The 25,746-nt window shown below is 61.6% G+C and carries 23 protein-coding genes and 1 pseudogene; 9 read left to right on the top strand and 15 right to left on the bottom strand.

What is annotated here, in order from left to right; all coding sequences use genetic code 11:
• Positions 1-4: 4 nt before the first annotated feature.
• Positions 5-859, bottom strand: coding sequence for a MaoC family dehydratase (locus NR126_RS25200; protein ID WP_256832197.1), 855 nt, complete (start codon positions 857-859; stop codon positions 5-7).
• Positions 860-861: 2 nt separating this feature from the next.
• Complete coding sequence (locus NR126_RS25195; protein WP_256832196.1) at positions 862-2,214, bottom strand: 3-oxoacyl-ACP reductase; 1,353 nt, start codon at positions 2,212-2,214, stop codon at positions 862-864.
• Between the two features lie 118 nt (positions 2,215-2,332).
• On the opposite strand from NR126_RS25195, the gene NR126_RS25190 reads away from it, so the two are divergent.
• Positions 2,333-3,610: an acetyl-CoA C-acetyltransferase gene (locus tag NR126_RS25190; RefSeq protein ID WP_256832195.1), complete on the top strand. Its 1,278-nt coding sequence runs from the start codon at positions 2,333-2,335 to the stop codon at positions 3,608-3,610.
• A 146-nt stretch (positions 3,611-3,756) separates the two neighbouring features.
• Here NR126_RS25190 and NR126_RS29085 read toward each other — a convergent pair whose 3' ends face one another.
• Both NR126_RS29085 and NR126_RS29080 read right to left on the bottom strand, forming a co-directional pair.
• A complete protein-coding gene (locus tag NR126_RS29085) occupies positions 3,757-4,485 on the bottom strand; it encodes a methyl-accepting chemotaxis protein (RefSeq protein WP_371920030.1) in 729 nt (242 codons plus the stop codon).
• 129 nt (positions 4,486-4,614) lie between these two features.
• Positions 4,615-5,622 (bottom strand): annotated as a pseudogene (locus NR126_RS29080) (cache domain-containing protein); the annotation flags it as partial.
• A 426-nt stretch (positions 5,623-6,048) separates the two neighbouring features.
• On the opposite strand from NR126_RS29080, the gene NR126_RS25180 reads away from it, so the two are divergent.
• Positions 6,049-6,942 carry a PA4780 family RIO1-like protein kinase gene (locus tag NR126_RS25180; RefSeq protein WP_027617657.1) on the top strand — a complete coding sequence of 298 codons (894 nt, stop codon included), beginning with the start codon at positions 6,049-6,051 and terminating at the stop codon, positions 6,940-6,942.
• Between the two features lie 19 nt (positions 6,943-6,961).
• On the opposite strand, the gene cueR is transcribed toward NR126_RS25180, so the two are convergent.
• The 3 genes from cueR to NR126_RS25165 all read right to left on the bottom strand — a co-directional run bounded on the left by cueR (position 6,962) and on the right by NR126_RS25165 (position 10,226).
• The gene (gene cueR / locus NR126_RS25175; protein ID WP_027617658.1) at positions 6,962-7,375 is read right to left on the bottom strand and encodes a Cu(I)-responsive transcriptional regulator; all 414 of its coding nucleotides are present in this window, start codon (positions 7,373-7,375) and stop codon (positions 6,962-6,964) included.
• Positions 7,372-9,768 carry a heavy metal translocating P-type ATPase gene (locus NR126_RS25170; RefSeq protein WP_256832194.1) on the bottom strand — a complete coding sequence of 799 codons (2,397 nt, stop codon included), beginning with the start codon at positions 9,766-9,768 and terminating at the stop codon, positions 7,372-7,374. The genes cueR and NR126_RS25170 overlap by 4 nt, the downstream gene beginning before the upstream one ends.
• An 80-nt stretch (positions 9,769-9,848) precedes the next feature.
• Positions 9,849-10,226 (bottom strand): hypothetical protein, encoded by a 378-nt coding sequence (locus NR126_RS25165; RefSeq protein ID WP_027617660.1) that lies wholly within the window; start codon positions 10,224-10,226, stop codon positions 9,849-9,851.
• A 146-nt stretch (positions 10,227-10,372) separates the two neighbouring features.
• On the opposite strand from NR126_RS25165, the gene NR126_RS25160 reads away from it, so the two are divergent.
• A complete protein-coding gene (locus NR126_RS25160; protein ID WP_027617661.1) occupies positions 10,373-10,573 on the top strand; it encodes a heavy-metal-associated domain-containing protein in 201 nt (66 codons plus the stop codon).
• Positions 10,574-10,663: 90 nt separating this feature from the next.
• Positions 10,664-11,857 carry a multidrug effflux MFS transporter gene (locus tag NR126_RS25155; RefSeq protein ID WP_027617662.1) on the top strand — a complete coding sequence of 398 codons (1,194 nt, stop codon included), beginning with the start codon at positions 10,664-10,666 and terminating at the stop codon, positions 11,855-11,857.
• A gap of 1 nt (position 11,858) precedes the next feature.
• On the opposite strand, the gene NR126_RS25150 is transcribed toward NR126_RS25155, so the two are convergent.
• On the bottom strand, positions 11,859-12,032 hold the full coding sequence (locus tag NR126_RS25150; protein WP_177327216.1) for a hypothetical protein: 174 nt from the start codon (positions 12,030-12,032) through the stop codon (positions 11,859-11,861).
• Positions 12,033-12,178: 146 nt separating this feature from the next.
• A complete protein-coding gene (locus NR126_RS25145) occupies positions 12,179-13,192 on the bottom strand; it encodes a zinc-binding alcohol dehydrogenase family protein (protein WP_027617663.1) in 1,014 nt (337 codons plus the stop codon).
• Between the two features lie 119 nt (positions 13,193-13,311).
• On the opposite strand from NR126_RS25145, the gene NR126_RS25140 reads away from it, so the two are divergent.
• Both NR126_RS25140 and NR126_RS25135 read left to right on the top strand, forming a co-directional pair.
• Positions 13,312-14,241 carry a LysR family transcriptional regulator gene (locus NR126_RS25140; RefSeq protein ID WP_027617664.1) on the top strand — a complete coding sequence of 310 codons (930 nt, stop codon included), beginning with the start codon at positions 13,312-13,314 and terminating at the stop codon, positions 14,239-14,241.
• A gap of 317 nt (positions 14,242-14,558) precedes the next feature.
• Positions 14,559-15,293: a helix-turn-helix transcriptional regulator gene (locus NR126_RS25135; RefSeq protein WP_105753942.1), complete on the top strand. Its 735-nt coding sequence runs from the start codon at positions 14,559-14,561 to the stop codon at positions 15,291-15,293.
• A gap of 45 nt (positions 15,294-15,338) precedes the next feature.
• On the opposite strand, the gene NR126_RS25130 is transcribed toward NR126_RS25135, so the two are convergent.
• Entirely contained in the window at positions 15,339-16,292 is a 954-nt protein-coding gene (locus NR126_RS25130; RefSeq protein ID WP_027617666.1) for an adenosine deaminase, read from the bottom strand.
• A gap of 169 nt (positions 16,293-16,461) precedes the next feature.
• Between NR126_RS25130 and NR126_RS25125 the strand changes: the two genes are divergently transcribed.
• Positions 16,462-17,550, top strand: a complete 1,089-nt coding sequence (locus NR126_RS25125; RefSeq protein WP_105753940.1) for a calcium:proton antiporter — start codon at positions 16,462-16,464, stop codon at positions 17,548-17,550.
• 43 nt (positions 17,551-17,593) lie between these two features.
• Here NR126_RS25125 and NR126_RS25120 read toward each other — a convergent pair whose 3' ends face one another.
• From NR126_RS25120 to NR126_RS25100, 5 genes are all read right to left on the bottom strand, one after another.
• Positions 17,594-18,952, bottom strand: a complete 1,359-nt coding sequence (locus NR126_RS25120; RefSeq protein WP_256832193.1) for an 8-oxoguanine deaminase — start codon at positions 18,950-18,952, stop codon at positions 17,594-17,596.
• Between the two features lie 140 nt (positions 18,953-19,092).
• On the bottom strand, positions 19,093-19,782 hold the full coding sequence (locus tag NR126_RS25115; protein WP_027617669.1) for an SDR family oxidoreductase: 690 nt from the start codon (positions 19,780-19,782) through the stop codon (positions 19,093-19,095).
• A gap of 486 nt (positions 19,783-20,268) precedes the next feature.
• Entirely contained in the window at positions 20,269-20,850 is a 582-nt protein-coding gene (locus tag NR126_RS25110; RefSeq protein ID WP_027617670.1) for a YigZ family protein, read from the bottom strand.
• Between the two features lie 10 nt (positions 20,851-20,860).
• Complete coding sequence (locus NR126_RS25105; RefSeq protein ID WP_027617671.1) at positions 20,861-21,511, bottom strand: TetR/AcrR family transcriptional regulator; 651 nt, start codon at positions 21,509-21,511, stop codon at positions 20,861-20,863.
• A gap of 94 nt (positions 21,512-21,605) precedes the next feature.
• Entirely contained in the window at positions 21,606-22,526 is a 921-nt protein-coding gene (locus NR126_RS25100; protein WP_027617672.1) for a LysR family transcriptional regulator, read from the bottom strand.
• Between the two features lie 140 nt (positions 22,527-22,666).
• Between NR126_RS25100 and NR126_RS25095 the strand changes: the two genes are divergently transcribed.
• Together NR126_RS25095 and NR126_RS25090 are read left to right on the top strand one after the other, a co-directional pair.
• The gene (locus tag NR126_RS25095; RefSeq protein ID WP_256832192.1) at positions 22,667-24,016 is read left to right on the top strand and encodes an aspartate aminotransferase family protein; all 1,350 of its coding nucleotides are present in this window, start codon (positions 22,667-22,669) and stop codon (positions 24,014-24,016) included.
• Positions 24,017-24,087: 71 nt separating this feature from the next.
• The gene (locus NR126_RS25090) at positions 24,088-25,581 is read left to right on the top strand and encodes a CoA-acylating methylmalonate-semialdehyde dehydrogenase (protein WP_027617674.1); all 1,494 of its coding nucleotides are present in this window, start codon (positions 24,088-24,090) and stop codon (positions 25,579-25,581) included.
• The last annotated feature ends 165 nt before the right edge of the window (positions 25,582-25,746 follow it).

The following is a 25,746-nucleotide window of genomic DNA, read 5'->3' as shown; positions in this document are numbered from 1 at the left end:
CGGCTCAGGGCAATGCTTGCCAGGTGCCGCGCATGTGTTCCAGATCACCGTGGCCGAGCAGTTGCACATCGCCCTGGAAACCTGCTGCGCTGCTCTGCAAAATGACTTCGCTGGGCAGGCGCACCGGCTTTTTGAACTGCACGGCAATCTCGAAACCACTGCCGGGCAGGTGCCCGCTCAACGCCGCCATTGCCCGTGCCTTGAGCCACAGCCCATGGGCGATCGCCTTGGGAAATCCGAACAGACGGGCGCTGGCAGCGCTCAAGTGGATCGGGTTGTAGTCCCCCGAGACTCGCGCATATTGCCGGCCAATATCGGCCGGTGCCCACCAGCGTGTCAGCTCATCCAGCGCCAGCGTTGCCTGCGGCAAGGGTTCGGCGGGCTCGCCATCGAGCTTCACACCTTTGCACAGCATCTGGCTTTCGGCCTGCCACAGTGGGCCAAGGGCATCCTCCAGACTTGTCACCAGATCGAAAGTTGCTCCCTTGGCGTGGGGCTGCAGGTTCTGCACGTGGACGCTCACCTGCACCCGGCTGATCCCGCCGAGCGGTCGTATGACCCGAATGCGGTTGGCCAGGTGCACCAGTCCCAGCAGTGGAAAGGGGAAATCCTTGCCCGTGAGCAATTGCATTTGCAGGGCAAACGCCAGGACATGGGGATAAGTCGGCGGCAGCAGCGCGCTGTCGGGAAAACCGCAAACCTTGCGATAGGACGTCACATTCCGTGCATCGACCTCGACCCACGAGCGCAAGCCGTCATTCGGCAATTGCGTGCCGGTGATCTTGCGTCGGGTTGCCGCGCGCCAATACAGGCCGGACAGCTGAGGGGTACGGTGAAGTTGATGCCAATCCGTGGTCATGTTCAGGCTCCCAGCACGCTTTGGCCGCAGACTCGCAGCGTCTGTCCGCTCACTGCACCACTGCCGGGCTGCGCCAGCCAGGCCACAGCTTCGGCGACGTCCTGGGGCAGGCCGCCCTGGCCCAGGGAACTCATGCGCCGCCCGGCTTCACGCAGGGCGAAGGGGATGTGGGCGGTCATCTGGGTTTCGATGAAGCCCGGTGCCACGGCGTTGATGCTGATCTCGCGTGCTGCGAGCGAAGGCGCCCAGGCCTCGGAAAGGCCAATCAGCCCGGCCTTGCTCGCGGCGTAGTTGGTTTGCCCCCGGTTGCCGGCGATACCGCTGATGGACGCGAGCAGGATCACCCGGCCGTTGTCGTGCAGGGTGCCGCTGTCGAGCAGGGCCTGGGTCAGCACTTGCGGTGCATTGAGATTGACCGCCAGCACCGCGTCCCAGAAGTCCGGGGTCATGTTGGCCAGGGTTTTATCGCGGGTGATCCCGGCGTTGTGCACGACGATGTCGATGCCCTCGGGCAACTGTTCAATCAGGCGGCTGGCGGCGTGTTCGGCGCAGATATCCAGGGTGATGCTCTTGCCGCCAAGGCGCGCAGCGAGGGCCTCGAGATCGTTTTTCGCCGCAGGCACGTCAAGCAGCACCACGTCGGCGCCGTCGCGGGCCAGGGTCTCGGCAATCGACGCACCGATGCCCCGAGCAGCACCGGTCACCAGCGCCTTGCGCCCTGCCAGTGGCCGGGTCCAGTCCTCGACTTGGGTTGCGCAGGCGTCGAGGTGCAGCACCTGGCCCGAGATGTAGGCGCTTTTCGGCGAGAGGAAGAACCGCAACGCGCCTTCCAGTTGATCTTCGGCACCGGCGCCGACATACAGCAGCTGCAGGGTTCCGCCGCTGCGCAGCTCCTTGGCCAGCGAGCGGCTGAAACCTTCGAGGGCGCGCTGGGCGCTGGCGGCGAATGGGTCGCTGAGGCTTTGCGGGGCGCGGCCGAGAATCACCACATGGGCGCTGTGGTCGAGGTTTTTCAGCAGCGGCTGGAAGAATTCGCGCAACTGCTTGAGCTGCCCGGTGTGCAGCAGTTCGCTGGCATCGAACAGTACCGCCTTGAGCTTGGGGCCGTGCCCGGGAATCCACGCCTGGGCCACCAGCGGTTCGGGACCGTAGCTGTAGATCTGCTCGGTGAGCTTGTGCGCGAACGCGCCGACGTTGCGCGTCAGGGCGCCGCCACCGATCAGCAGCGCGCCATCCACCGGCCGCAGGCGCCCGGCTTGCCAGCGCTCCAGACGGACCGGCGAGGGCAGGCCAACGGCTGCGACCAGGCGATGGCCGAGGGACGAATTGGCGAAGTCGATATAGCGGTCAGACATGGAACGCGCTCCAAGAGTCGGGGTTCAAAGTGTGGACCACGGATTGTCATCAGTCGTTCGATCCGCGAGATAAGGCCTACGCTTGTGGGTCATGGCTGTCACAGAATAGGAGCTTTTCATGACCCAGTTGCGCCGCGTCGCGATCATTGGCGGTAATCGCATCCCTTTTGCCCGGTCCAACGGACCTTACGCCACGGCCAGTAACCAGGCGATGCTGACAGCGGCGCTGGAGGGCTTGATCGAGCGTTACAACCTGCACGGCCTGCGCATCGGTGAGGTGGCGGCGGGGGCGGTGCTCAAGCACTCCCGGGACTTCAACCTGACCCGTGAGTGCGTGCTCGGTTCGCGCCTGTCTCCGACCACTCCGGCCTACGACGTCCAGCAGGCCTGCGGCACCGGGCTGGAAGCGGCCTTGCTGGTGGCCAACAAGATCGCCCTGGGGCAAATTGAGTGCGGCATTGCTGGCGGCGTTGACACCACCTCGGATGCGCCGATCGGGGTCAACGAGGGTCTGCGCAAGATTCTCCTGCAAGCCAATCGGGCGAAAACCACCGCCGACAAACTGAAAACGTTCCTGCAACTGCGGCCTCGGCACCTGGTGCCGGAGTTGCCACGCAACGGTGAACCCCGCACCGGTTTGTCCATGGGGCAACACTGCGAACTGATGGCCCAGACCTGGAACATCCCACGTGCGGAACAGGACCAACTGGCGTTGGAAAGTCATCAGAAAATGGCCGCCGCTTACGCCGAGGGCTGGCATAACGATCTGCTCACACCCTTTCTCGGCCTGACCCGTGACAACAATCTGCGCCCGGACCTGACCCTGGAAAAACTCGCGGCATTGAAGCCGGTCTTCGAAAAAAGCGCCAAGGGCACACTGACCGCCGGCAACTCGACGCCACTGACCGACGGTGCTTCCCTGGTATTGCTGGGCAGTGAGGCTTGGGCGAAAGAGCGCGGGCTGCCGATCCTCGCCTACCTGCGCGATGGCGAAGCGGCGGCGGTGGATTTCGTCAACGGTGCGGAAGGTTTGTTGATGGCGCCGGTCTACGCGGTGCCACGCTTGTTGGCGCGCAATGGCCTGAGTTTGCAGGATTTCGACTACTACGAAATTCATGAAGCCTTCGCCGCGCAGGTGTTGTGCACGCTCAAGGCCTGGGAGGATGCCGATTACTGCAAAAGCCGCCTGGGACTGGATGCGCCGTTGGGCTCGATCGATCGCAGCCGGCTCAACGTCAAGGGCAGCTCCCTGGCCGCCGGCCACCCGTTCGCCGCGACCGGCGGACGCATCGTTGCCAACCTCGCCAAGTTGCTGGAGACGGCAGGGCAGGGCCGCGGCCTGATCTCAATCTGCGCCGCCGGCGGGCAGGGAGTGACCGCGATTATCGAACGGTGATACCCACAGGGGGTTGGCGGCGGTCCCGATATCCGGTGAACCTGTGGGAGCTAGCCTGCTAGCGATTGGGGCGGCACATTCGACTACTGCAGTGGCTGACACTCCGCTATCGCCAGCAGGCTGGCTCCCACAAGGGTGAATCCGGTTTATGTGCGGAACCGACGCACCAACCCATCCAACTCATTCGACAACCCCGCCAGGCTCTGCGAATCCAGGCGGGCCGAGTTGGCCAGTTCGGCCACCAACTGCGCGTCGCCATGGATCTGGCTGATGTGCCGGTTGATGTCTTCGGCGACTTGGTGCTGCTCTTCGGCGGCGGTGGCGATCTGGGTGTTCATGTCGCGGATCACGTCCACCGATTCGCGAATCTGCCCGAAGCTGTTGCGCGCTTCGCCGATGCGGCTCACCGACTGTTGCGAGACCTCGAGGCTGGCGTGCATTTGCTGGGTCACTTGGCTGGTGCGCTTGGCCAGGTTGCCCAACAGGCCATCAATCTCTGCGGTGGAATCGGCGGTGCGCTTGGCCAGGGCTCGCACTTCATCGGCAACCACGGCGAACCCACGGCCCTGTTCGCCGGCCCGCGCTGCTTCAATGGCGGCGTTGAGCGCCAGCAGGTTGGTCTGTTCGGCAATCGAACGAATGGTGCCAAGGATCGACTGGATATCGTTGCTGTCGCGCTCCAGTTGCTGCATCGACTGCGCCGATTGCTCGATCTCTTGGCTCAGGCGATCGACGCTGCTCACGGCCGCATCGATCTGCAATTGACCCTCATGCGCCTGGCGCTGACCGCTATCGGCCGAATCGGCGGCCTGGCTGCAGGAGCGGGCGACTTCGTTGGCAGTGGCGACCATTTCGTGGAACGCGGTCGACACCATATCCACCGCCTCGCGCTGGCGCCCGGCGGCTTCGGCCATCTCGCCGGAGACTTGAGTGGCGTTGTGGGAGTTGGCGAGGATCTTGGTCGCGGCACCGCCGATGTGCTGGATCAAGCTGCGAATCGCCGCGAGGAACTGGTTGAACCAGTTGGCCAGTTGCGCGGTTTCGTCGCTGCCACGGATTTGCAGGTTGCGGGTCAGGTCACCTTCGCCCTGGGCGATGCCTTCCAAGCCACTGGCGACGCTGCGGATCGGCCGTACGATGAGGCTGGCGAAGCTCGCGCCGACCAGCGCAAATATGACCGCCAGCACAGCGGCGATGATTGCGATCAACCAGGTCAGTTGGGTCGCCGAGCTCATCACATCGGCCTGTTTGATCAGGCCAATGAAGGTCCAGCCCAGTTGCTCCGACGGCCAGACGTTCGCCATGTAGCGCTCGCCGTTCAACTCGACTTCCACCAAGCCCTTGCCGGCCTTGGCCAACTGCGCGTAGCCGTCACCCAGGCTGTTCAGTGGCTTGAAGTTGTGCTCCGGTTGCTTCGGATCAACCAGCACGGTGCCGTTGTTTTCCATCAGCATCAGGTAGCCGGTTTCGCCGAGCTTGATTTGCTTCACCAGCTCGGTCAGTTGGGTCAGCGTCACGTCGATACTGACCACGCCGCCCTGCGCCCCAAGCTTGTTATCGATGGTTCGCACGGTGCTGACGTAGGTGGTGTTGTTGTCGGTCCAGTAATAGGCTTCGGTGCGCAAAGGCTTGCCAGGGTTGGCCTGGGCGGCCTTGTACCAGGGCCGCTGGCGCGGATCGTAGTTGGTGAGTTGGGCATCGTCCGGCCACGAGACATAACCGCCGGCGCTGGTGCCGACAATGGCGTACGCATAGGCCGGGTGGCTGTTGCCCAGGTTCTCCAGCAGGGCGAATACCTGCTTGTCCATTTCGCCTTGAGGAATGCTCGCCGCGTTGGCACTCATGTACGTCTTGAGGCTGTCGTCGGTGTTCTTGATCAGTGGCAACGAGGCCAGATAGTTGACGTTCTGGCTGATGCCGTCGAAGAACATTTGCATGGCGTTGCTGACCTGGCGGATCTCTCGATCACTGGAGTCGACAAAGCCGGCCTTGGCATCGCTGCGCAGGTTCATGATCACCAGGGTCGCCACCAGCACCACTGGCAAACAGGCGATCACCGCGAACGCCCAGGTCAGTTTTTGTTTGATGTTCATCCGCGCTCCAGAATTTTTCTTATTGGCCGATTGTCAGACAAATCCATGTGTCCCTGAGGACTTCGGCTGCCAGCTGCGGAAATTGAGGGGTTGTATGAAAAAACCTACAAAATAATGGCTGGAGTACCTCGGGTTCTGTCGTAAATGCCTCCTCATCACATCGGCAACATGCGTTGAAGTCTCGGCTATGATCAGCGTCACCCGACAACTGGCCGTGAATTAATTTGGCACAGTGAGTGCATCCACAGGGTTCATAGGTCGGCAACCCCTCCCCGTGTCGAGAGGATTGCCGTATAACGAGTGACATTCGCGTGTTTGGTAATAAAGGACCCACAATAAAAGCTGATGAAGACTCCAAAACGCATTGAACCCCTGATCGAAGACGGTCTGGTTGATGAGGTGCTGCGCCCACTCATGAGTGGTAAAGAAGCAGCTGTTTATGTGGTGCGCTGCGGCAACGAACTACGTTGCGCGAAGGTCTACAAGGAGGCGAATAAACGAAGTTTCCGCCAGGCAGCCGAGTACCAGGAAGGCCGCAAGGTGCGCAACAGCCGTCAGGCGCGTGCCATGGCCAAGGGCTCCAAGTTCGGTCGCAAAGAGACCGAGGACGCCTGGCAGAACGCTGAAGTCGCGGCACTGTTCCGTCTGGCCAGTGCCGGGGTACGGGTGCCCAAGCCGTTCGACTTCCTCGAAGGCGTGCTGCTGATGGAGCTGGTGGCCGATGAATACGGCGATGCGGCGCCGCGTCTCAATGACGTGGTGCTGGAGGCCGATCAGGCCCGCGAGTATCACGCGTTCCTGATTTCCCAGATTGTGCTGATGCTGTGTACCGGCCTGGTGCACGGTGACCTGTCCGAGTTCAACGTGCTGTTGACGCCCGACGGCCCGGTGATCATCGACTTGCCGCAGGCAGTGGATGCGGCGGGCAACAACCATGCATTCAGCATGCTCGAGCGCGACGTCGGCAACATGGCTTTGTACTTCGGGCGTTTTGCCCCGGAGTTGAAGCGCACGCGCTACGCCAAGGAAATGTGGGCGTTGTATGAAGCCGGCACCTTGCACCCGGGCAGTGTGCTGACTGGCGAGTTCGACGATCCCGAAGAACTGGCGGATGTCGGTGGCATCATTCGCGAGATCGAAGCGGCGCGCCTGGACGAGGAACGTCGCCAGGCGATCCGCAAGGCCGACGACGCACCACCGAGCAAGGCCGAAGAGCCTCCACCCCCCTGGATGCAATGATCCACTTGCTCGTGGCGGGCTAGCTCGCCACGGGTTGCGTGCAACAGCCCGACGCCAGTTCCTTGAGGATCGGGCAGTCGGGGCGGTGGTCACCCTGGCAGTGCTCCACCAGATCCTGCAGGGTGTCGCGTAACTGGCCCAGTTCGCGAATCTTCTGATTCAGCTCATCGATATGCTGGCGCGCCAGGGCCTTGACGTCGGCGCTGGCCCGTTGCCGGTCCTGCCACAGGGTCAGCAGCTTGCCGACCTCCTCCAGAGAAAACCCCAGGTCCCGCGAGCGCTTGATGAAGGCCAGATTGTGCAGGTCTTCAGCGCTGTAGATGCGGTAGCCGCTGTCGGTGCGATGGGCTGGCTTGAGCAGGCCGATCGACTCGTAATAGCGAATCATCTTGGCGCTGAGGCCGCTGTGCCGGGCTGCTTGGCCGATATTCATTCGAGCTCCTCCAGTTGTTTCGGCTTCCAAGTCTTGAGCAGCAACGCATTGCTGACCACGCTGACGCTGGACAACGCCATCGCCGCACCCGCCATCACCGGGTTGAGCAGGCCGAAGGCCGCCAGCGGAATACCAATCAGGTTATAGACGAAGGCCCAGAACAGGTTCTGGCGGATCTTCGCGTAGGTCTTGCGGCTGATCTCCAGGGCGGCCGGGACCAGGCGTGGGTCGCCGCGCATCAAGGTAATGCCGGCAGCGTGCATCGCCACGTCGGTGCCACCCCCCATGGCGATACCGATATCCGCCGCCGCCAGCGCCGGGGCATCGTTGATGCCGTCGCCGACCATCGCCACCACCCCGGATTTTTTCAATTCGCTTACGGTCGCGGCTTTCTCGGCCGGCAGCACCTCGGCATGGACGTTGCGAATGCCCAACGCCTCGGCGACGACCCTGGCGCTGCCGCGGTTGTCGCCGGTCAGTAAATGGCTGCCGATCTGTTGTCCGTTCAATTCGCTGATGGCTTGCAAGGCGCCGGGCTTGAGGGTGTCGCCAAAGGCGAATAAGCCGAGCACCCGGGATTGCGGACTTTGTTCGATCAGCCAGGACAGAGTCCGCCCTTCGGCTTCCCAGGCGCTGGCCGAGGTGGCCAGCGAACCGGCGTTCAAGCCGCTTTCCTCCAGCAGCCGGCGATTGCCCAGAGCCAACTGTTTGCCGTCCAGCGTGCCGGCAATGCCACGACCGGTCAGTGACTGGCTGGCACTCACGTCCGCCACCGCCAGGCCACGCTCGCTGCAGGCGTCGAGCACCGCCTTGGCCAGCGGGTGCTCGCTGCCGCGCTGCAGGGCGCCAGCCTGTTGCAGCAGGCGCGCCTCGTTGCCATCAATGGCCGTGAAGTGGGCGATGCGCGGGGTGCCGGAGGTCAGGGTGCCGGTCTTGTCGAACACCACCACGCTGACTTCATGGGCGCGTTCCAGGGCTTCGGCGTCCTTGATCAGAATGCCGTGGCGCGCCGCGACACCAGTGCCGGCCATGATCGCAGTGGGCGTGGCCAGTCCCAGTGCACACGGGCAGGCGATCACCAGCACCGCCACCGCGTTGATCACCGCGGTTTCCAGTGGCGCGCCGTACAGCCACCAGCCAACCAGGGTCGCCAAGGCCAGCAACAGCACCACCGGGACGAAGACCTGGCTGACCTTGTCCACCAGTTTTTGAATCGGCGCCTTGCCGGCCTGGGCGTCTTCCACCAGACGGATGATCCGCGCCAGCACGGTTTCCGCACCCAGCGCCTGAGTGCGCACCAGCAGCCGTCCTTCACCGTTGATGGCGCCACCCGTCACGCTGTCGCCGGGCTGCTTCGGCACCGGCAGGCTTTCGCCGCTGATCAGTGCTTCGTCGGCATGGCTTTGACCCTCGACGACTTCGCCATCCACCGGAAAACGCTCGCCGGGCTTGACCAGCACCAGGTCGCCGACGCGCAGGGCGCTGATGGCGACGTCTTGTTCGTGACCGTCGATTACCTGAATCGCCCGTTCCGGGCGCAATGCCTCAAGGGCGCGAATGGCGCTGGCGGTCTGGCGTTTGGCGCGGCTTTCCAGGTATTTGCCCAGCAGGACCAGGGCGATGACCACCGCCGAGGCTTCGAAGTACAGGTGGGGCAGGGTGCCGCTGCTGGCGGTGGCCCACAGGTAGATGCTCAGGCCATAACCGGCGCTGGTGCCGAGTGCCACCAGCAGGTCCATGTTGCCGGCGCCGGCGCGTACGGCCTTCCACGCGGCGACATAAAAACGCGCACCAAAGATGAACTGCACCGGTGTCGCCAGGGCGAACTGCGCCCACGCCGGGAGCATCCAGTGCAGGCCGAAGGGTTGCACCAGCATCGGCAGCACCAGCGGCAACGCGAGGATGACCGCGAGCAGGACGCTCCAGCGTTCGCGTTGCAGACGTTGCTGCTGATCATTACTGGCGACGTGTTCGGCTTGCCAGACGCTGGCGCTGTATCCGGCCCTGGTCACGGCGTTAATCAGAGTTTGCGGATCAACCTGACCCAGCAACTCCAGGTGCGCCCGTTCGTTGGCGAGGTTGACACTGACACTTTTGACCCCGGCAACCTTGTTCAAGGCGCGCTCGACCCGACCCGCGCAGGAGGCGCACGTCATGCCGCCGATACTCAGTTCGAGGCTCTGGGCCGGAACGCTGTAACCGGCTTGCTGCACCGCTTCCAGCAGTGCCGGCAAGCTGTCGCGAGGCGCCTCGACCCGCGCCTGCTCGGTCGCCAGATTGACGCTGACGGCGCGGGTGCCGCTGACTTTGCGCAGCGCCCGCTCGACACGTCCGGCGCAACTGGCGCAAGTCATGCCGGCAATCGGCAGATCGAAGGTAGTGGAATCGGACATCGGTCTTACTCCCTGTAGAAATGACCTACAGGATCAACCTTGCCACGCTGGCAAGGTCAAGCGCCATCCTCCACCGCGACTCAGTAACCCAGGCCAGCCTGTTTCAGGTACATGCCCTGGGCGTTCATGGCAATGCGGTATTTCTGGATATCGCCGGCGCGCAGGGTGATGTCCTGGGAACCCGGCGCGAGCATTCCAGGATTGCAACCGGGTGCCTGACCGGGCAACAGTTTCAGGCGCAGGGAAAAGCCGCCTGGGGGCAGGTTGAACGAGGTGCTCTGTTCCTGGAACAGGCGAGCCGACAGCTGATCCTGAATGTACACGCCGATTTCGCAGGGTGTCGCGACCTCCAGGCGTTCGCGGGAAATGATTAACACGCCATAGTCTTGCGCACTGGCCGGCGGGGCTGCGACACATAGACTGAGCAGGGCAAGTAGGCTGAAAGCGTGCCAGCGCATGGCTGAGTCTCCTGTTTCGATGTCATGAAGGGCCAAGCTTGGACGAGCGTGTCGCGTTATGCCAGCCCGGCAGCTGTGCAAAGAACTTGACCTTGCCACAGTGGCAAGCTCAAGACTGCTCGCAACCTCATTAAAGGAGACGCCTCATGCAAGTATTCAACGTTCAGGGAATGTCCTGCGGTCACTGCGTTCGGGCCATTACCCAAGTGCTGCAAGCCGAGGACCCAGCGGCCAGTGTGCGCGTTGATCTCGCCGCCAAGGAAGTGGGTGTGGAAAGTCGGTTGACTGCCGAGCAGGTGATCAGTCTGATCAGCGCAGAGGGCTACGGGGTCCAACTCGCCGGGTAAAAAATAATAGTTAGCGACCTATCGGAATGTTCAAGGCGTCCCGGCCCGGCTAGACTGTCGGGCTGTTGACTGATGTGAGCTGGACGCCTGATGAATTTTCGCACCATCCTGATTCTGGGCGCCTTGAGCGCTTTCGGGCCTTTGGCCATCGATTTCTACCTTCCGGCCTTTCCGGCGATGGCGGCGGCGTTCGGCACAGACGAACAGCACGTGCAGCTGACGCTGGCCGCGTACTTTCTCGGCCTGTCGATCGGGCAACTGGCTTACGGTCCGGTAGCGGATCGTTTTGGACGGCGTATTCCCTTACTCATTGGCGTGGGGCTGTTTACCCTGGCCTCGCTGGTCTGTGCCTTCGCCCCGAGCCTGGATTGGTTGATTGCCGCGCGGTTCGTGCAGGCTCTGGGTGGCTGTGCCGGGATGGTGATTTCCCGGGCGGTAGTCAGCGACAAATGTGACGCGGTGGGTTCGGCGAAGGTCTTTTCGCAACTGATGCTGGTGATGGGCCTGGCACCGATTCTCGCGCCGATGCTCGGTGGTTTGCTGGTCAATCTGCACGGCTGGCAGTCGATCTTCATTGCCTTGACGGTGTTCAGTGCGGCGGCAGGGCTGGCGGTGGCCATGGGGCTGCCGGAGAGCATGCCGGCCAACCAGCCTCGACAACCCTTGTCCGGTGCGTTGCGCCAGTATGGGCGGTTGCTGTCGGACAAGGTGTACCTCGGGCACGCCTTGACCGGCGGAATCGCGATTGCCGGGATGTTTTCGTACATCGCCGGTTCGCCGTTCGTCTTCATCAAGCTATATGGCGTGCCGGCCGAGCATTTCGGTTGGCTCTTTGGGGTCAATGCGGCTGGTTTCATCCTTGTGGCACAGATCAACGCTCGCCTGCTTTCCCGACGCGGACCGGCGTTCCTGCTGACGCGCACCGTGTGGCTTTACCTGGTCGCGGGTCTGGCGTTGCTGGCTGTCAGCGCGCTGCACACCGAGCATCTGTGGCCGCTGCTGATTCCGCTGTTTATCTGCATCTCCAGCCTGGGCTGCATCCTTCCGAATGCCTCGGCCTGTGCCATGAATGGTCAGGGTGCGCGCGCAGGCAGCGCTTCGGCGTTGCTCGGCTGCCTGCAATTCAGTGTCGCCGCCGGTGCGGCGGCGTTGGTCGGCGTGTTGCATGATGGCACCGCTGTGCCGATGGCAATGGTCATCAGCCTGTGCGGGATTCTGGTGGTGAGCGTGGCGATGCTCACCCGTCGTCTGCAGATTGCCCGGGCGGCGCAAGCCGAGGCTTGATTCAGCTTACGGCGCGTTGTGGCTGGAGCTCGGGCAGGTAATGAGGGGCGTGAATTCGGGTTTCGAGGGTGGTGGTGAATGCGCGGGCTTCGGCTTCGGAACGGAAGTTGACTGTCTGTTCGTCCAGGCGCACTTGCCACCGGGATTTTGCCATTTCTTTTATCAGGATCTTCATTGCTGACCTCCGTGCGTAAAAGAGTGCATTGCAGAAGCTGCGATTGTAGACCCGGAATTCGCCGACAAATATGACTATGATCAACTGTCGGACTGGTGGCTTAGAAGCAAAAGAGCGCAGGCTGCGCTCTTTTGTTCCAAGGCGGGTCAGAAGCCTTCGAGGACAATCTTGCCTTTCGCGGAACCGCTCTCAAGCAGTTCATGAGCACGCCGCAGGTTGGTCGCATTGATGGTGCCAAAGTGCTCGCCAACCGTGGTTTTCAATGTGCCGGCGTCAATCAGTTCAGCCACGCGGTTGAGCAGTTTGTGTTGCTCCAGCATGTCGGCGGTTTCGAACAGCGAGCGGGTGTACATGAATTCCCAGTGCAGCGACAAACTCTTGCGCTTGAGCTGAGTGATGTCCAAAGCCTTTGGATCGTCGATCAGCGCCAGCTTGCCCTGCGGTGCCAAGGCTTCCACCAGTTGCGCGAAGTGCAGGTCGGTCTGGGTCAGGCTGGCGACGTGGGTGACGTTGGGCTGACCGGCGCGCTTGAGTTCTTCGCTCAGCGGCTGGCTGTGATCGATGACCAGGTCGGCCCCCAGCGCTTCGACCCAACTGCGGGTCTGCGCACGGGAGGCGGTGCCGATGACCTTGAGTGCGGTGAGTTGGCTGGCCAATTGGGTCAGGATCGAGCCAACCCCGCCAGCGGCACCGACGATCAACAGGCTTTGGCCTTCGGCAGCATTGCCTTCGCTGATCTGCAGGCGCTCGAACAGCAGTTCCCAGGCGGTAATAGCCGTCAGCGGTAGCGCGGCGGCTTCGGCAAAGCCCAGCGACTTGGGCATGTGGCCGACAATTCGCTCGTCGACTACGTGCAATTCGCTGTTAGCGCCGGCGCGGGCAATGGAGCCGGCGTAGTACACCTTGTCGCCAGCCTTGAACAGGCTGACTTCACTGCCTACCGCCTTGACCACACCGGCCACGTCCCATCCCAGTACCTTGGCCACGCCGCCTTCCGGCGAGACGTTCTGGCGAACTTTGGTGTCCACCGGGTTGACCGAGATGGCTTTGACCTCCACCAGCAAGTCCCGTGGGCCAGCGACGGGCTCCGGCAGTTCGATGTCTTGCAGCGCTTGTGGGTCGTTGATCGGCAGACTGGTGTAGTAGGCGATGGCTTTCATGGCGTCACGGACTCGGCTGTTTAGGAGAGGTGACACATGATTAGCTATTTATCTGCGAGATAAAACCGGCTAAAACCACAGTCTCTTTCAATAATTTTTTGATAATTGCAGGTGGCCTGATGCTGCGTTTTGATGATCTGCAGCTGTTTGTACGGGCGGCTGACCTCGGCAGCCTGTCAGCGGCTGCGCGGGGTATGGACATGTCAGCCGCCGTGGCCAGCGCGGCGCTCAAGCGTATCGAACAGCAACTGGGCGCTCGTCTGCTGGCGCGGTCTACCCGCAGCCTGCGCCTGACGGCGGAAGGCGAGGGGTTTGTGGAGTATGCCCGCGCAGCGCTGGGGCAGTTGGATGAAGGTCGGCGTTTGCTGGCGCGCGGGCAAGACCAGGTTAGCGGCGTATTGCAACTCTCGGCGCCATCGGACTTCGGTCGCAATCTGTTGCTGCCGTGGCTCAACGACTTCCAGCGCGAGCATCCCGGCCTCACGGTGCGCCTGTTGCTGGGTGACCGGATCGCCGACCTGTTCCGTCAGCCCGTGGACCTCGCCCTGCGTTACGGCGAACCGGAAGATTCCAGCCTGGTGGCGATGCCCATCGCGCCGGACAATCGGCGGGTGCTTTGTGCCTCGCCGCAGTACCTGGCGCGACGTGGCGAACCGCGTCAGCTGGAGCAATTGGCGCAGCACAACTGCCTGCTGTACATGCTCGGCAGCCGGGTGCATGACCATTGGAGTTTTCACGACGGCAAACGTGAAGTGAGCCTGACCGTCAGCGGCGACCGCTTCAGTGATGATGCCGATGTGGTGCGCCTGTGGGCGGTGGCTGGGGCCGGAATTGCCTACAAGTCGTGGCTGGATGTCTCGGCGGATGTCCTGGCCGGTCGCTTGAAAGTGCTGATGCCGGAGTTGCAGTGTGAGCGCGCACCGCTGAATTTGTTGTGCGCCCATCGCGCTCAATTGAGTAAGCCAGTGAACCTGTTGAAGGAAATGCTCAAGCGTCAATGCGCGTATTTGACCGGTCAATTTTCGACAAAAAATGTCACTGGCGGTTAATCGCAAGAACATAGCGAAATTTCTGTCTACCGCTGTCTCCTTTGGCGCTTTTCCAAAGACAGGATCCGTCGACCATCACGCTTATACTAGCGCCCGCCTGGGTTCGCACCATTGTCAGCGAACGCGTGCCGCCTTGCTCGATCCATGGGTCCGCGTGTGAGTTACAAATGCCCTGGGTCGAGGATTTCGAAGAAGTTTGTCGCTTTAGCTTGTTTTTTAGCCCGGTTTTTGGCGGATATCACGCCTTGGCCGGCACCTCATTACTGGTCAAGATGTTCGCCGAGCAGTAGACAAATGATTCAACAGGGAGTGAAGACATGGAACATGCACCTTGCATCAGCCAAATAGCGACGCTGCTGGCTGACCCGAAGCGTAGCGCGATGATGTGGGCCTTGATGGACGGCACTGCACGACAGTCGGAAGAGTTGGCGCTGCTGGCCGGTTTATCGCCCTCATCGGCCAACGCTCATCTGGGGCGTTTGTTCAGCGGTGGACTGCTGAAGCTCGAGGAGCGTGGACGCAAACGGTTCTATCGACTGGCGGCGCCTGAGGTCGGCGCGGCAGTCGAGGCATTGGCCAGCGCCACGCTGGTCAGCTCGCCAGGCAATATTGCCCCAGTGTTCAAACGCGGCAATCCGTTGGGCAAAACCCAGGCGGTGCCTTCTTCGGTGATGCGCGCCCGGCTCTGTGAGGAGCATTTTGGTGGAGCGCTGGCGGCCGATCTGTTTCAACGGCTGGTGGATGTCCGCTGGCTCGAACAGTCGGACAAATGCGTCAAGGTCACCCACAAAGGGGCCACCCGACTGGCGTCCCACGGCATCTTCATTCAGGCCCTGGCCCATCGCGATTCCCAGGTCGCCTGCGCCTGCCCTGACTGGAGTGAGCGTCGGCCGCACCTGGGTGGCACGCTGGGTGCGGCGTTGCTGCAACTGTTCATTCAGTCCGGCTGGTTGAGCTTGCCTGCTGACTCCCGCGCCTTGCAGGTGACGGCTGCCGGCGCCCGTGAGCTGGGGCGATTCGCCACTGAGACCGAGATGGAGCTTGCGCTCTAGTCATAGCGAACCGGCGGGAGCGAGCAGACTCCCTCCCGCCTGCGCTCAGGGTTTTACCAGGCGGGCATCCAGGCTGTTTTGCGCCAGACGTTTGGCCTGGTCCTGGGTCATGCCCAGGTGAGTGTGCAAGGCGTGGAAGTTTTCCGTCACGTAGCCACCGAAGTAGGCTGGATCATCGGAGTTCACCGTGACCTTCACGCCGCGCTCAAGCATGTCGAGGATGTTGTGCTGCGACATGTGGTCGAACACGCACAGCTTGGTGTTGGACAGCGGGCACACAGTCAGCGGGATCTGCTCGTCGATGATCCGCTGCATCAGGCGCTCGTCTTCGATGGCGCGCACGCCATGGTCGATACGCTGGATCTTCAGCAGATCGATGGCTTCCCAGATGTACTCCGGCGGACCTTCTTCACCCGCATGGGCAACGGTCAGGAAGCCTTCATGGCGAGCACGGTCGAACACGCGCTGGAACTTGCTGGGTGGATGGCCCATTTCCGAGCTGTCGAGGCCGACGGCAACGAATGCATCGCGAAACGGTAGCGCCTGGCTCAGGGTTTTCTCGGCTTCTTCCTCGCTCAGGTGACGCAGGAAGCTGAGGATCAGGCCACTGGTGATGCCCAACTGTTGCTCGCCATCCTTCAACGCGCTGGCGATCCCGTTCAACACCACTTCGAAAGGCACGCCACGATCGGTGTGGGTCTGCGGGTCGAAGAAGGGTTCGGTGTGGATCACGTTCTGCGCCTTGCAGCGCAGCAGGTAGGCCCAGGTCAGGTCGTAGAAATCCTGAGACGTGCGCAATACATCGGCGCCCTGGTAATACAGGTCGAGGAATTCTTGCAGGTTGTTGAAGGCGTACGCCTTGCGCAGGGTTTCCACGTCGTCCCATGGCAGGGCGATCTTGTTGCGTTCGGCCAGGGCAAACAGCAGTTCGGGTTCCAGCGAACCCTCCAGGTGCAGGTGCAGTTCTGCCTTAGGCAGGGCGTTCAGCCAATCGTACATGTTCGGTTCTCATCAGATACTTATGCGCAGCATTCTACAGGGGCTAGTGGCAACAATTGGCAAAACCTGACCAAGCCACTCTGGACTAAGGTTCAACGGAACATGTGCGGGGCGTTGCAGTCAGTCGTTCATCGCCCAGGATTTGCCGGTTCCAGGAAAAGGCTGCGTCATGCTCACACTCTTCAAGCAAGAAAAATTCCTCCTGCTGGCCGTGCTGGCAGCCTGTGCCGCGTACCTGCTGGAACACTGGATGCTGAACAGTGGGCAGTTGATTGCGCTGCTCGGCGGGGTCGCGCTGATCGGCTTTATCGTCATTGCGTCGATGCGCGTCGCCCACCATGCGGAGTTGTTGGCGGAAAAGGTCGGTGATCCCTACGGCACGATGATCCTGACGCTGGCCGCGGTGCTGGTGGAGGTGGTGATCCTGGCGATCATGATGAGCAACGAGGCCTCGCCGACGCTGGTGCGCGACACCATTTACTCGGCGGTGATGCTCGACATCAACGGCATCCTCGGGCTCGCGGCGTTGATGGGCGGGATCAAGCATGGCGAACAGTCCTACAACGACGACTCGGCGCGTACGTACAGCGTGATGATCATGACCGCCATGGGTGTTTCTATGGTGGTACCGGAGTTCATTCCCGCAGCGGACTGGAAGATTTATTCGGCCTTCACCATCGGTGCGATGGTGGTGCTGTACACCCTGTTCCTGCGTATGCAGGTCGGCCCGCACAGCTACTTTTTCAGTTACAGCTACCCGCAAAAACGCCGGCGCAAGGAAGCGGTGCAGGAGGAACCGACGATCAGCCTCGGGCTGTCCATCGCGACCCTGGTGTTTGGCGTGGTGGTGATTGGTGCGCTGGCGGAAGTCATGTCCAAGACCCTTGATCTCGGTCTGGAGGGAAGCGGTGCGCCGCCGGTGCTGACGGCGATTGTGGTGGCAGCGATCTCGGCGGCGCCGGAAATCCTTACGGCGTTGCGCGCGGCGCTGGCCAATCGCATGCAGTCGGTGGTCAACATCGCTTTGGGGGCGTCGCTGTCGACGGTGATTCTTACGGTGCCAGTAATGGAAGCCATGGCGCTGTACACCGGTCAGCCCTTCCAGATGGCCATGACCCCGGTGCAAACGGTCATGGTGTTCATCACCTTGATTGTCAGTGCGATTAATCTCAACGATGGCGAAACCAACGCCATCGAAGGGATGACCCACTTTGTGCTGTTCGCGACCTTTATCATGCTGTCGCTGCTGGGGCTTTGAGTGCTGCACCGGCAGACATGCGTCGGCCGGTTCAGCGGGCGGGTCAGAGGTCGTTGATCAACTGGCGCGCGGCTTGGCTGTGATCCGCGATCAGGCCCTTTAGGTCCAGTCCTTCGACCTGACCATCAATGACCCGCCACTTGCCGCCGATCATCACCCGGTCAGCACGATCGGCACCGCACAGCAGCAGTGCGGAGATGGGGTCGTGACTGCCGGAGAAACGTAGCTCATCGAGTTTGAACAGGGCCAGGTCGGCCTGTTTGCCGACGGCCAGTTCACCAATGTCCGTGCGCCCCAGCAGTTTCGCCGATCCCTGAGTGGCCCAACCCAGCACGCCTTCCGGGGTGATTTTCTCTGCGCCGTAGCGCAAGCGCTGGATGTACAAGGCCTGGCGGGCTTCGAGAATCATGTTCGAGGCATCGTTGGAGGCCGAGCCGTCGACGCCCAGACCGACTGGCGCACCGGCCGCAATCAGGTCCAGGCTCGGGCAGATACCCGAGGCCAGACGCATGTTCGAGCTTGGGCAATGGCAGATGCCGGTACCGGCGGCACCGAGGCGGGCGATCTCATCCGGGTTGAAGTGAATGCCGTGGGCCAGCCAGGTGCGTGGGCCGAGCCAGCCGACGCTGTCCAGATAATCGACCGTGCGCAGGCCGAAGCGCTGCAGGCAGAAGTCTTCTTCGTCGAGGGTCTCGGCCAGATGGGTGTGCAGGCGCACGTCCAGCGTGTTGGCCAGTTCGGCGCTGGCGGACATGATTTCCGGGGTGACCGAAAACGGCGAGCAGGGCGCCAGGGCGATCTGGATCTGTGCGCCGTCACCGCGCTCATGGTACTCGGCGATCAGGCGCTGGCTGTCGGCGAGGATCACTCCACCTTCCTGCACGGTTTGTTGTGGCGGCAGGCCGCCGTCTTTTTCGCCGAGGCTCATCGAACCGCGGGTGAGCATGGCGCGCATGCCCAGTTCGCGGACGCTTGCGACTTGCACGTCGATGGCGTTTTCCAGGCCATCGGGGAACAGGTAGTGATGGTCAGCCGCCGTGGTGCAGCCCGACAGCAGCAATTCGGCCAGTGCCACTTTGGTTGCCAGCGCGAGTTTTTCCGGAGTCAGGCGCGCCCAGACCGGGTACAGGGTCTTGAGCCACGGAAACAAAGGCTGGTTGACCACCGGCGCCCAGGCGCGGGTCAGGGTCTGATAGAAGTGGTGGTGGGTGTTGATCAGCCCCGGCAGGATCACGTGCTCGCGGGCATCGAAGACTTGTCCACAGGGGGTCGCGGGTTGTTGGCCTTGCTTGAGTACTTCGACGATCACGCCGTCCTGCACGACCAGGCCGCCACGGGCATCGAGTGTGTTGGCAGTGAAAATCGCAAGGGGGTTTTTTAACCAGATACGGGTCGCAGGCATTTGCCGGCTCCTCTGAAAGTTGGGTTCAGGTTCGCCAGCTCAGTGTTGCCCTGTCTGCTGATCCAGGTTCGTCGCGGGGACGAGGTGCGCAGTGTCGGGCAAAAGGGCTTGGCAGGCAAGCCCGGCCCGACAGGACGAAATTACCAGGGAATGGTTTCGCCCTTGTAGTTGATGAAATGATGGCCGCCCTTGCCGGCATAGGCATTCACTTGGTCAATCAGTCCGCGGGTACTGGTCTGCACATCAAGGTCGGCACCTTCGCCGCCCATGTCGGTTTTCACCCAGCCCGGATGCAGCGACAACACCGTCGGCCGCGACTCGCCCAACTGGCTGACGAAGCTGTTGGTCATGGAATTGAGCGCCGCCTTGCTCGCCTTGTACAGCGCCAGCTCCGGGGCGTCGGGCATGGTCACGCTACCCAGCACCGAACTCATGAACGCCAGCACACCGCTCCCCGGGCGAATCTGCCCGACGAAGCGCTGGGCGAGGTTGATCGGCGCCACGGCATTGGTAAAAAACAACTGACCGACTTCGGCCAACGTCGCACCGCCGTTGGGTGTCTGCACTTCCGGGCCCTTGACCCCGGCGTTGACGAACAGCAGGTCGAACACCTGGCCCTGGAGCTGCTGGCTCAAGGCGATCTGCGCCTGCTGGTCGTCCATGTCCAGTTGCTCAATCCGCACGTCGCCCAGCGCCTGCAAGGCTTCGCCTTTTTGCGGGTTGCGCACGGTGGCGGTGACTTGCCAGCCGTCGGCCAGCAGGGTTTTTACCAGGCCAAGGCCCAGGCCTCGGGAGGCGCCGATGATCAGTGCGGTTTTTGCGGTTGTCATGAGTGGCTTCCTTGTAAAAAGTCGGGGGGCAAGGCGTCGCGACTGACGGCGCTACCTGTGGGCTTGACCCTTGAGCATACTCCAGGCTTTGCCATTGACGCTCCTTGCGCAAAGTCACTATTCGACAATGTGGACCACACAGCATTACCAGCGGTTGGTGCGCAAAGGCGCCTGGTTAAAAAATGATCATCGTCCTGCACCCCATGCTGGCTATGCCACTGCGCGACCCATGAACGGCTTATCCACAGCTTGCTCCACAGTATTTGTGTGCAAGCCTAAAGCTTGGGCATAAGCCAGATATGGCTTTGATCCAAAGCTGCTAACGCGCGCTAACTGTTTGTTTTACGGTCGAATCGAGTCGCGTGCGGAGCAATTGGACAAAAACTGAGCAGTGCCCTCAAAGCCACGTGATAGAAGGGTTACAGCTCTGTGTGCTCAGGTTATCCACAGTCGGGTGCACAGCGGATGTGGGCAACTGTCAGTGAATCAGCGCTGCAACAGAATGCGCCCACGACTCAAGTCGGCCAACTGGCTTTGCAACAGTTCGATCTGCGCTTCACCCACGGCCAACTGGAGTTCTACGCCATTGGCCGTGAACTGTTCATCCACCACCAAACCGCCGGCCTCGGCGACGCGCAGTCTGACCAGGGCCAACTCGCTGAATCCGCAGTGGCAACTCAGCGGCTCACGGCTGATCAACTCGATCTTGGCTGCGCCCTGCAGGCACTTGTTGGCACCTCCTCCGTAGGCCCTCGCCAAACCGCCGGTGCCCAGTTGGATGCCGCCGTACCAGCGAATCACCAGCACCACCACCTGGTCGCAGTCCTGGGCTTCGATGGCGGCCAGTATCGGCCTGCCGGCAGTGCCGCCGGGTTCGCCATCATCGTTGCTGCGATACTGGTCGGCGAGTTTCCAGGCCCAGCAATTATGCGTCGCGTCGAGATCGCTGTGCTGTTCGATGAAGGCTTGGGCTTCGGCGGGGCTGGTGATAGGCGCCGCGAGGGTGATGAAGCGGCTCTTGCGAATCTCTTCCTGGTATTCGCAAAAACCGGCAAGGGTAAAGGGCATGGTAACGGTCTTAAATAGCGGGAGTGAGGCCGCAGCCTTTGAGAATGATGCGGATCAGGTTATTACCCGCATCGTCGATGTCCTGTTTGGTCAATTTGCTGCGCCCGGTGACGCGGCAGATCTGGGTGGAGAAGTCGGCGTAGTGCTGGGTACTGCCCCATAGCAGAAAAATCAGGTTGACCGGATCAACCGGGTCCATTTTACCGGCGTCGATCCACGCCTGAAACACACTCGCGCGGCCCTGGAACCAGGTCCGGTAGTCACGGTTGAAATACTCGCTCAGGCATTCGCCGCCACTGATGACTTCCATGGCGAATACCCGCGACGCCTGCGGATGACGACGCGAGAACTCCATCTTGGCGCGAATGTAACGGGTCAAGGCCTCGGCCGGGTCATCGTCGGCGGTGAGGGTGTTGAAGGTGCTGTCCCACAACTGAATGATGTTGCTCAACACGCCGATGTACAGGCCCAGCTTGTTGGTGAAGTAGTAATGCAGGTTGGCTTTGGGCAGTCCGGCGTTCTGCGCAATGGTGTTCATGCTGGTGCCTTTGAACCCATGCCGGGCGAATTCGACTTCCGCGGCCTTGAGAATTGCCTGTTCGTTCTTTTGACGAATACGACCGGCAGGTTTGCCGCTGTGCGCTGGGACTTCAAGGGTCATGGACGATTCCGGGCAGGTCAGTAGGGCATCAGTGCGTTGATAACGCACCAGCAGGCATCCGACAAGCCTTGGTGCGACAAAAAAACCGGGTACTTCACCGAGTTGCCGCCAGGCTTTCGAGGAAGCTTTCCAGTACCAGGTTCGGGCGCCGGCCCTTGCGTGTGACCGATGCCAGGCTCAAGTCATAGAAGCGTGCATCAGGCTTGAGCGCCCGCAAGCGGCCCTGCTGCACCCACAGGCTGGCGTAGTGGTCGGGCAGATAGCCGATGTAGCGCCCGGTCAGGATCAGGAACGCCATGCCTTCGCGGTCCGAAGCGCTGGCGGTGCAATTGAGCGCCTGGTAATGGGCCTGGATCTCCGCCGGCAAGCGAAAGGTCGGGGCAATGGCGTCCTGAGTGTTGAGGCGCGCATCGTCCAACTGTTTGTCGTCGGCGTAGAACAGCGGGTGCCCGACCGCGCAATAGAGCAGTGAGCGCTCACTGTAGAGCGGCTGATATTCCAGGCCCGACAAGGCACTGGCCTGCGGCACGACGCCGACGTGCAGGCGACCATCGAGTACACCCTGTTCGACTTCATTGGGAGCAATCATGCGGATCTGGATCTGCACGTCCGGCCCACGCTCCTTCAATTGTGCCAGGGCATGGGTGATGCGCATGTGGGGCAGGGTGACGAGGTTGTCGGTCAGGCCGATCGTCAGCTCGCCACGCAGGTGCTGGTGCAGACCGTTGACCTCGGTGCGAAAACTTTCCAGTGCGCTGAGCAACTGCAACGCCGACTGGTAGACCTCGCGGCCTTCTTCAGTCAGGGAAAAACCGGCGCGCCCGCGCTGGCACAGGCGCAGGCCCAGGCGTTGTTCGAGGTCGCTCATCTGCTGGCTGATGGCCGAACGGCCGATCCCCAGCACGCTCTCGGCGGCAGAGAAACCGCCGGATTCGACGACACTGCGGAAGATCCGCAACAGGCGGATATCAAAATCGCTGACTTGCGCCAGAGGGTCAGGTCGACGGCTGCTCATGGGGGCGTGCTCGATAGTTTAGTGGTGATCTGACTAAAGGTTATAAATGTTGGATTTCACCGACTTTATCGCCGTGGCAATTTAGCTGCAACTAAGGTTTTCAATCCCTACGCCGTTTATTGCCTTGCGAGGTTTCGCTCATGAACTTGCCTGAAAACGCCCCGTCGTCCCTGGCCAGCCAGCTCAAGCTGGATGCTCACTGGATGCCTTACACCGCCAACCGCAATTTCCAGCGTGATCCACGCTTGATCGTCGGCGCTGAAGGCAGCTGGCTGATCGACGACAAGGGCCGCAAGGTCTACGACTCGCTGTCCGGTCTGTGGACCTGCGGCGCCGGGCACACCCGCAAGGAAATCCAGGAGGCGGTGGCCAAGCAGTTGGGCACCCTGGACTACTCGCCAGGCTTCCAGTACGGCCATCCACTGTCGTTCCAACTGGCGGAAAAGATCACCGACCTGACCCCGGGCAATCTCAACCACGTGTTCTTCACCGACTCGGGCTCCGAGTGTGCTGACACTGCGGTAAAAATGGTGCGTGCCTACTGGCGCCTGAAAGGCCAGTCGACCAAGACCAAGATGATCGGCCGTGCTCGTGGTTATCACGGAGTGAACATCGCCGGCACCAGCCTCGGTGGGGTCAATGGCAACCGCAAGTTGTTCGGCCAGGCGATGATGGACGTCGATCACCTGCCGCACACCCTGCTGGCCAGCAACGCCTATTCGCGCGGCATGCCGGAGCAGGGTGGTATTGCCCTGGCGGATGAACTGCTGAAGCTGATCGAACTGCACGACGCCTCGAACATCGCCGCCGTGTTCGTCGAACCCATGGCCGGTTCGGCTGGCGTGTTGGTGCCGCCACAGGGTTACCTCAAGCGCCTGCGCGAGATCTGCGATCAGCACAACATTCTGTTGGTGTTCGACGAAGTGATCACCGGTTTCGGCCGTACCGGCACCATGTTTGGCGCCACCACCTTCGGTGTCACCCCGGACCTGATGTGCATCGCCAAGCAAGTCACCAACGGTGCGATCCCGATGGGCGCGGTGATTGCCAGCTCCGAGATCTACCAGACTTTCATGAACCAGGCGACGCCGGAGTACGCAGTGGAGTTCCCCCACGGCTACACCTATTCCGCCCACCCGGTGGCCTGTGCCGCTGGCTTGGCCGCACTCGATCTGCTGCAAAAGGAAAACCTGGTGCAGAGCGTGGCGGAAGTCGCGCCGCATTTCGAGAATGCACTTCACGGTCTGAAGGGCACGAAAAACATCATCGACATCCGCAACTTCGGCCTGGCCGGGGCGATCCAGATCGCACCCCGTGACGGTGACGCCATCGTGCGTCCGTTCGAAGCCGGCATGTCCCTGTGGAAAGCCGGGTTCTACGTGCGCTTCGGCGGCGACACCCTGCAGTTCGGGCCAACTTTCAACAGCAAGCCGCAGGACCTCGATCGCCTGTTCGACGCTGTCGGCGAAGCGCTTAACAAAATCGACTGATTGCACTTACCTTCTTATATAAGCAGGCGTCCTTCAACGGGCGCCTGTGGACAACTTTTCAGGAGCCCTGCATGAGCCTTATCCCGCATTTGATCAATGGCGAACTGGTGAACGATAACGGTCGCACCGCCGACGTGTTCAACCCGTCCACCGGTCAGCCGATCCATAAAGTGCCGTTGGCCAGCCGCGAAACCATCCAGCAGGCCATCGATGCTGCCAAGGCGGCGTTCCCGGCCTGGCGCAACACGCCTGCGGCCAAGCGTGCCCAAGTGATGTTCCGCTTCAAGCAATTGCTGGAGCAGAACGAAGCGCGTATTTCGCAATTGATCAGTGAAGAACACGGCAAGACCCTGGAAGACGCGGCCGGTGAGCTCAAGCGCGGTATCGAGAACGTCGAATTCGCCTGTGCCGCTCCGGAAATCCTCAAGGGTGAATACAGCCGTAACGTCGGCCCGAACATCGATGCCTGGTCGGACTTCCAGCCGCTGGGCGTGGTAGCGGGCATCACCCCATTCAACTTCCCGGCGATGGTGCCACTGTGGATGTACCCGCTGGCCATCGTCTGCGGTAACTGCTTCATCCTCAAACCGTCGGAGCGTGACCCGAGCTCCACGTTGCTGATTGCCCAACTGCTGCTGGAAGCCGGTCTGCCGAAAGGCGTGATGAGCGTGGTGCACGGCGATAAGTCGGCGGTGGATGCACTGATCGAGGCGCCGGAAGTCAAAGCCCTGAGCTTTGTCGGATCGACGCCGATTGCCGAATACATCTACGCCGAAGGCACCAAACGCGGCAAGCGCGTCCAAGCGTTGGGCGGGGCGAAGAACCATGCCGTACTGATGCCGGATGCCGACCTGGATAACGCCGTCAGTGCACTGATGGGTGCAGCCTACGGTTCGTGCGGTGAGCGTTGCATGGCCATTTCGGTGGCGGTGTGCGTGGGTGACCAGGTGGCGGATGCGCTGGTGGCCAAGCTGACGCCACAAATCAAGGCGCTGAAAATTGGCGCGGGCACTTCCTGTGGTCTGGACATGGGGCCGTTGGTCACCGGCCAGGCGCGGGACAAGGTCAGCGGCTACGTCGATGACGGTGTGGCGGCGGGTGCCAAATTGGTGGTGGACGGTCGTGGCCTGAGCGTGGCCGGTCATGAGGAGGGCTTCTTCCTGGGTGGCTGCCTGTTCGACAACGTCACTCCTGAGATGCGTATCTATAAAGAAGAGATCTTTGGTCCTGTACTGTGTGTTGTCCGGGTCAACAGCCTGGAAGAGGCGATGCAACTGATCAACGATCACGAATACGGCAACGGTACCTGCATCTTCACCCGTGACGGTGAAGCGGCGCGGCTGTTCTGTGACGAGATCGAGGTGGGCATGGTAGGGGTCAACGTGCCGTTGCCGGTGCCGGTGGCGTATCACAGCTTCGGCGGCTGGAAGCGTTCGCTGTTCGGTGACCTGCATGCCTACGGTCCGGACGGCGTGCGTTTCTACACTCGGCGCAAGGCAATCACCCAGCGCTGGCCACAGCGTGCAAGCCATGAGGCTTCGCAATTCGCCTTCCCGAGCTTGTAAGGCGAAGTTGTGCAGTAGGCCGCGCCCTTGGGCGCGGCCTTCGCGTTTTTGGGGCGTTTCTGACTTATATGACAGAATTATGAAATTAGTGGTTGACGCGAGTTTTTATCTGTCTATAATTCGCCCCACTTCCGGCGCAGTCGAAACGGAAAACTCCTTGGTAAA

Source organism: Pseudomonas sp. Pse1, assembly GCF_024519635.1.
Classification (GTDB): domain Bacteria; phylum Pseudomonadota; class Gammaproteobacteria; order Pseudomonadales; family Pseudomonadaceae; genus Aquipseudomonas.
This window is presented reverse-complemented; position numbering and strand designations above follow the sequence as displayed.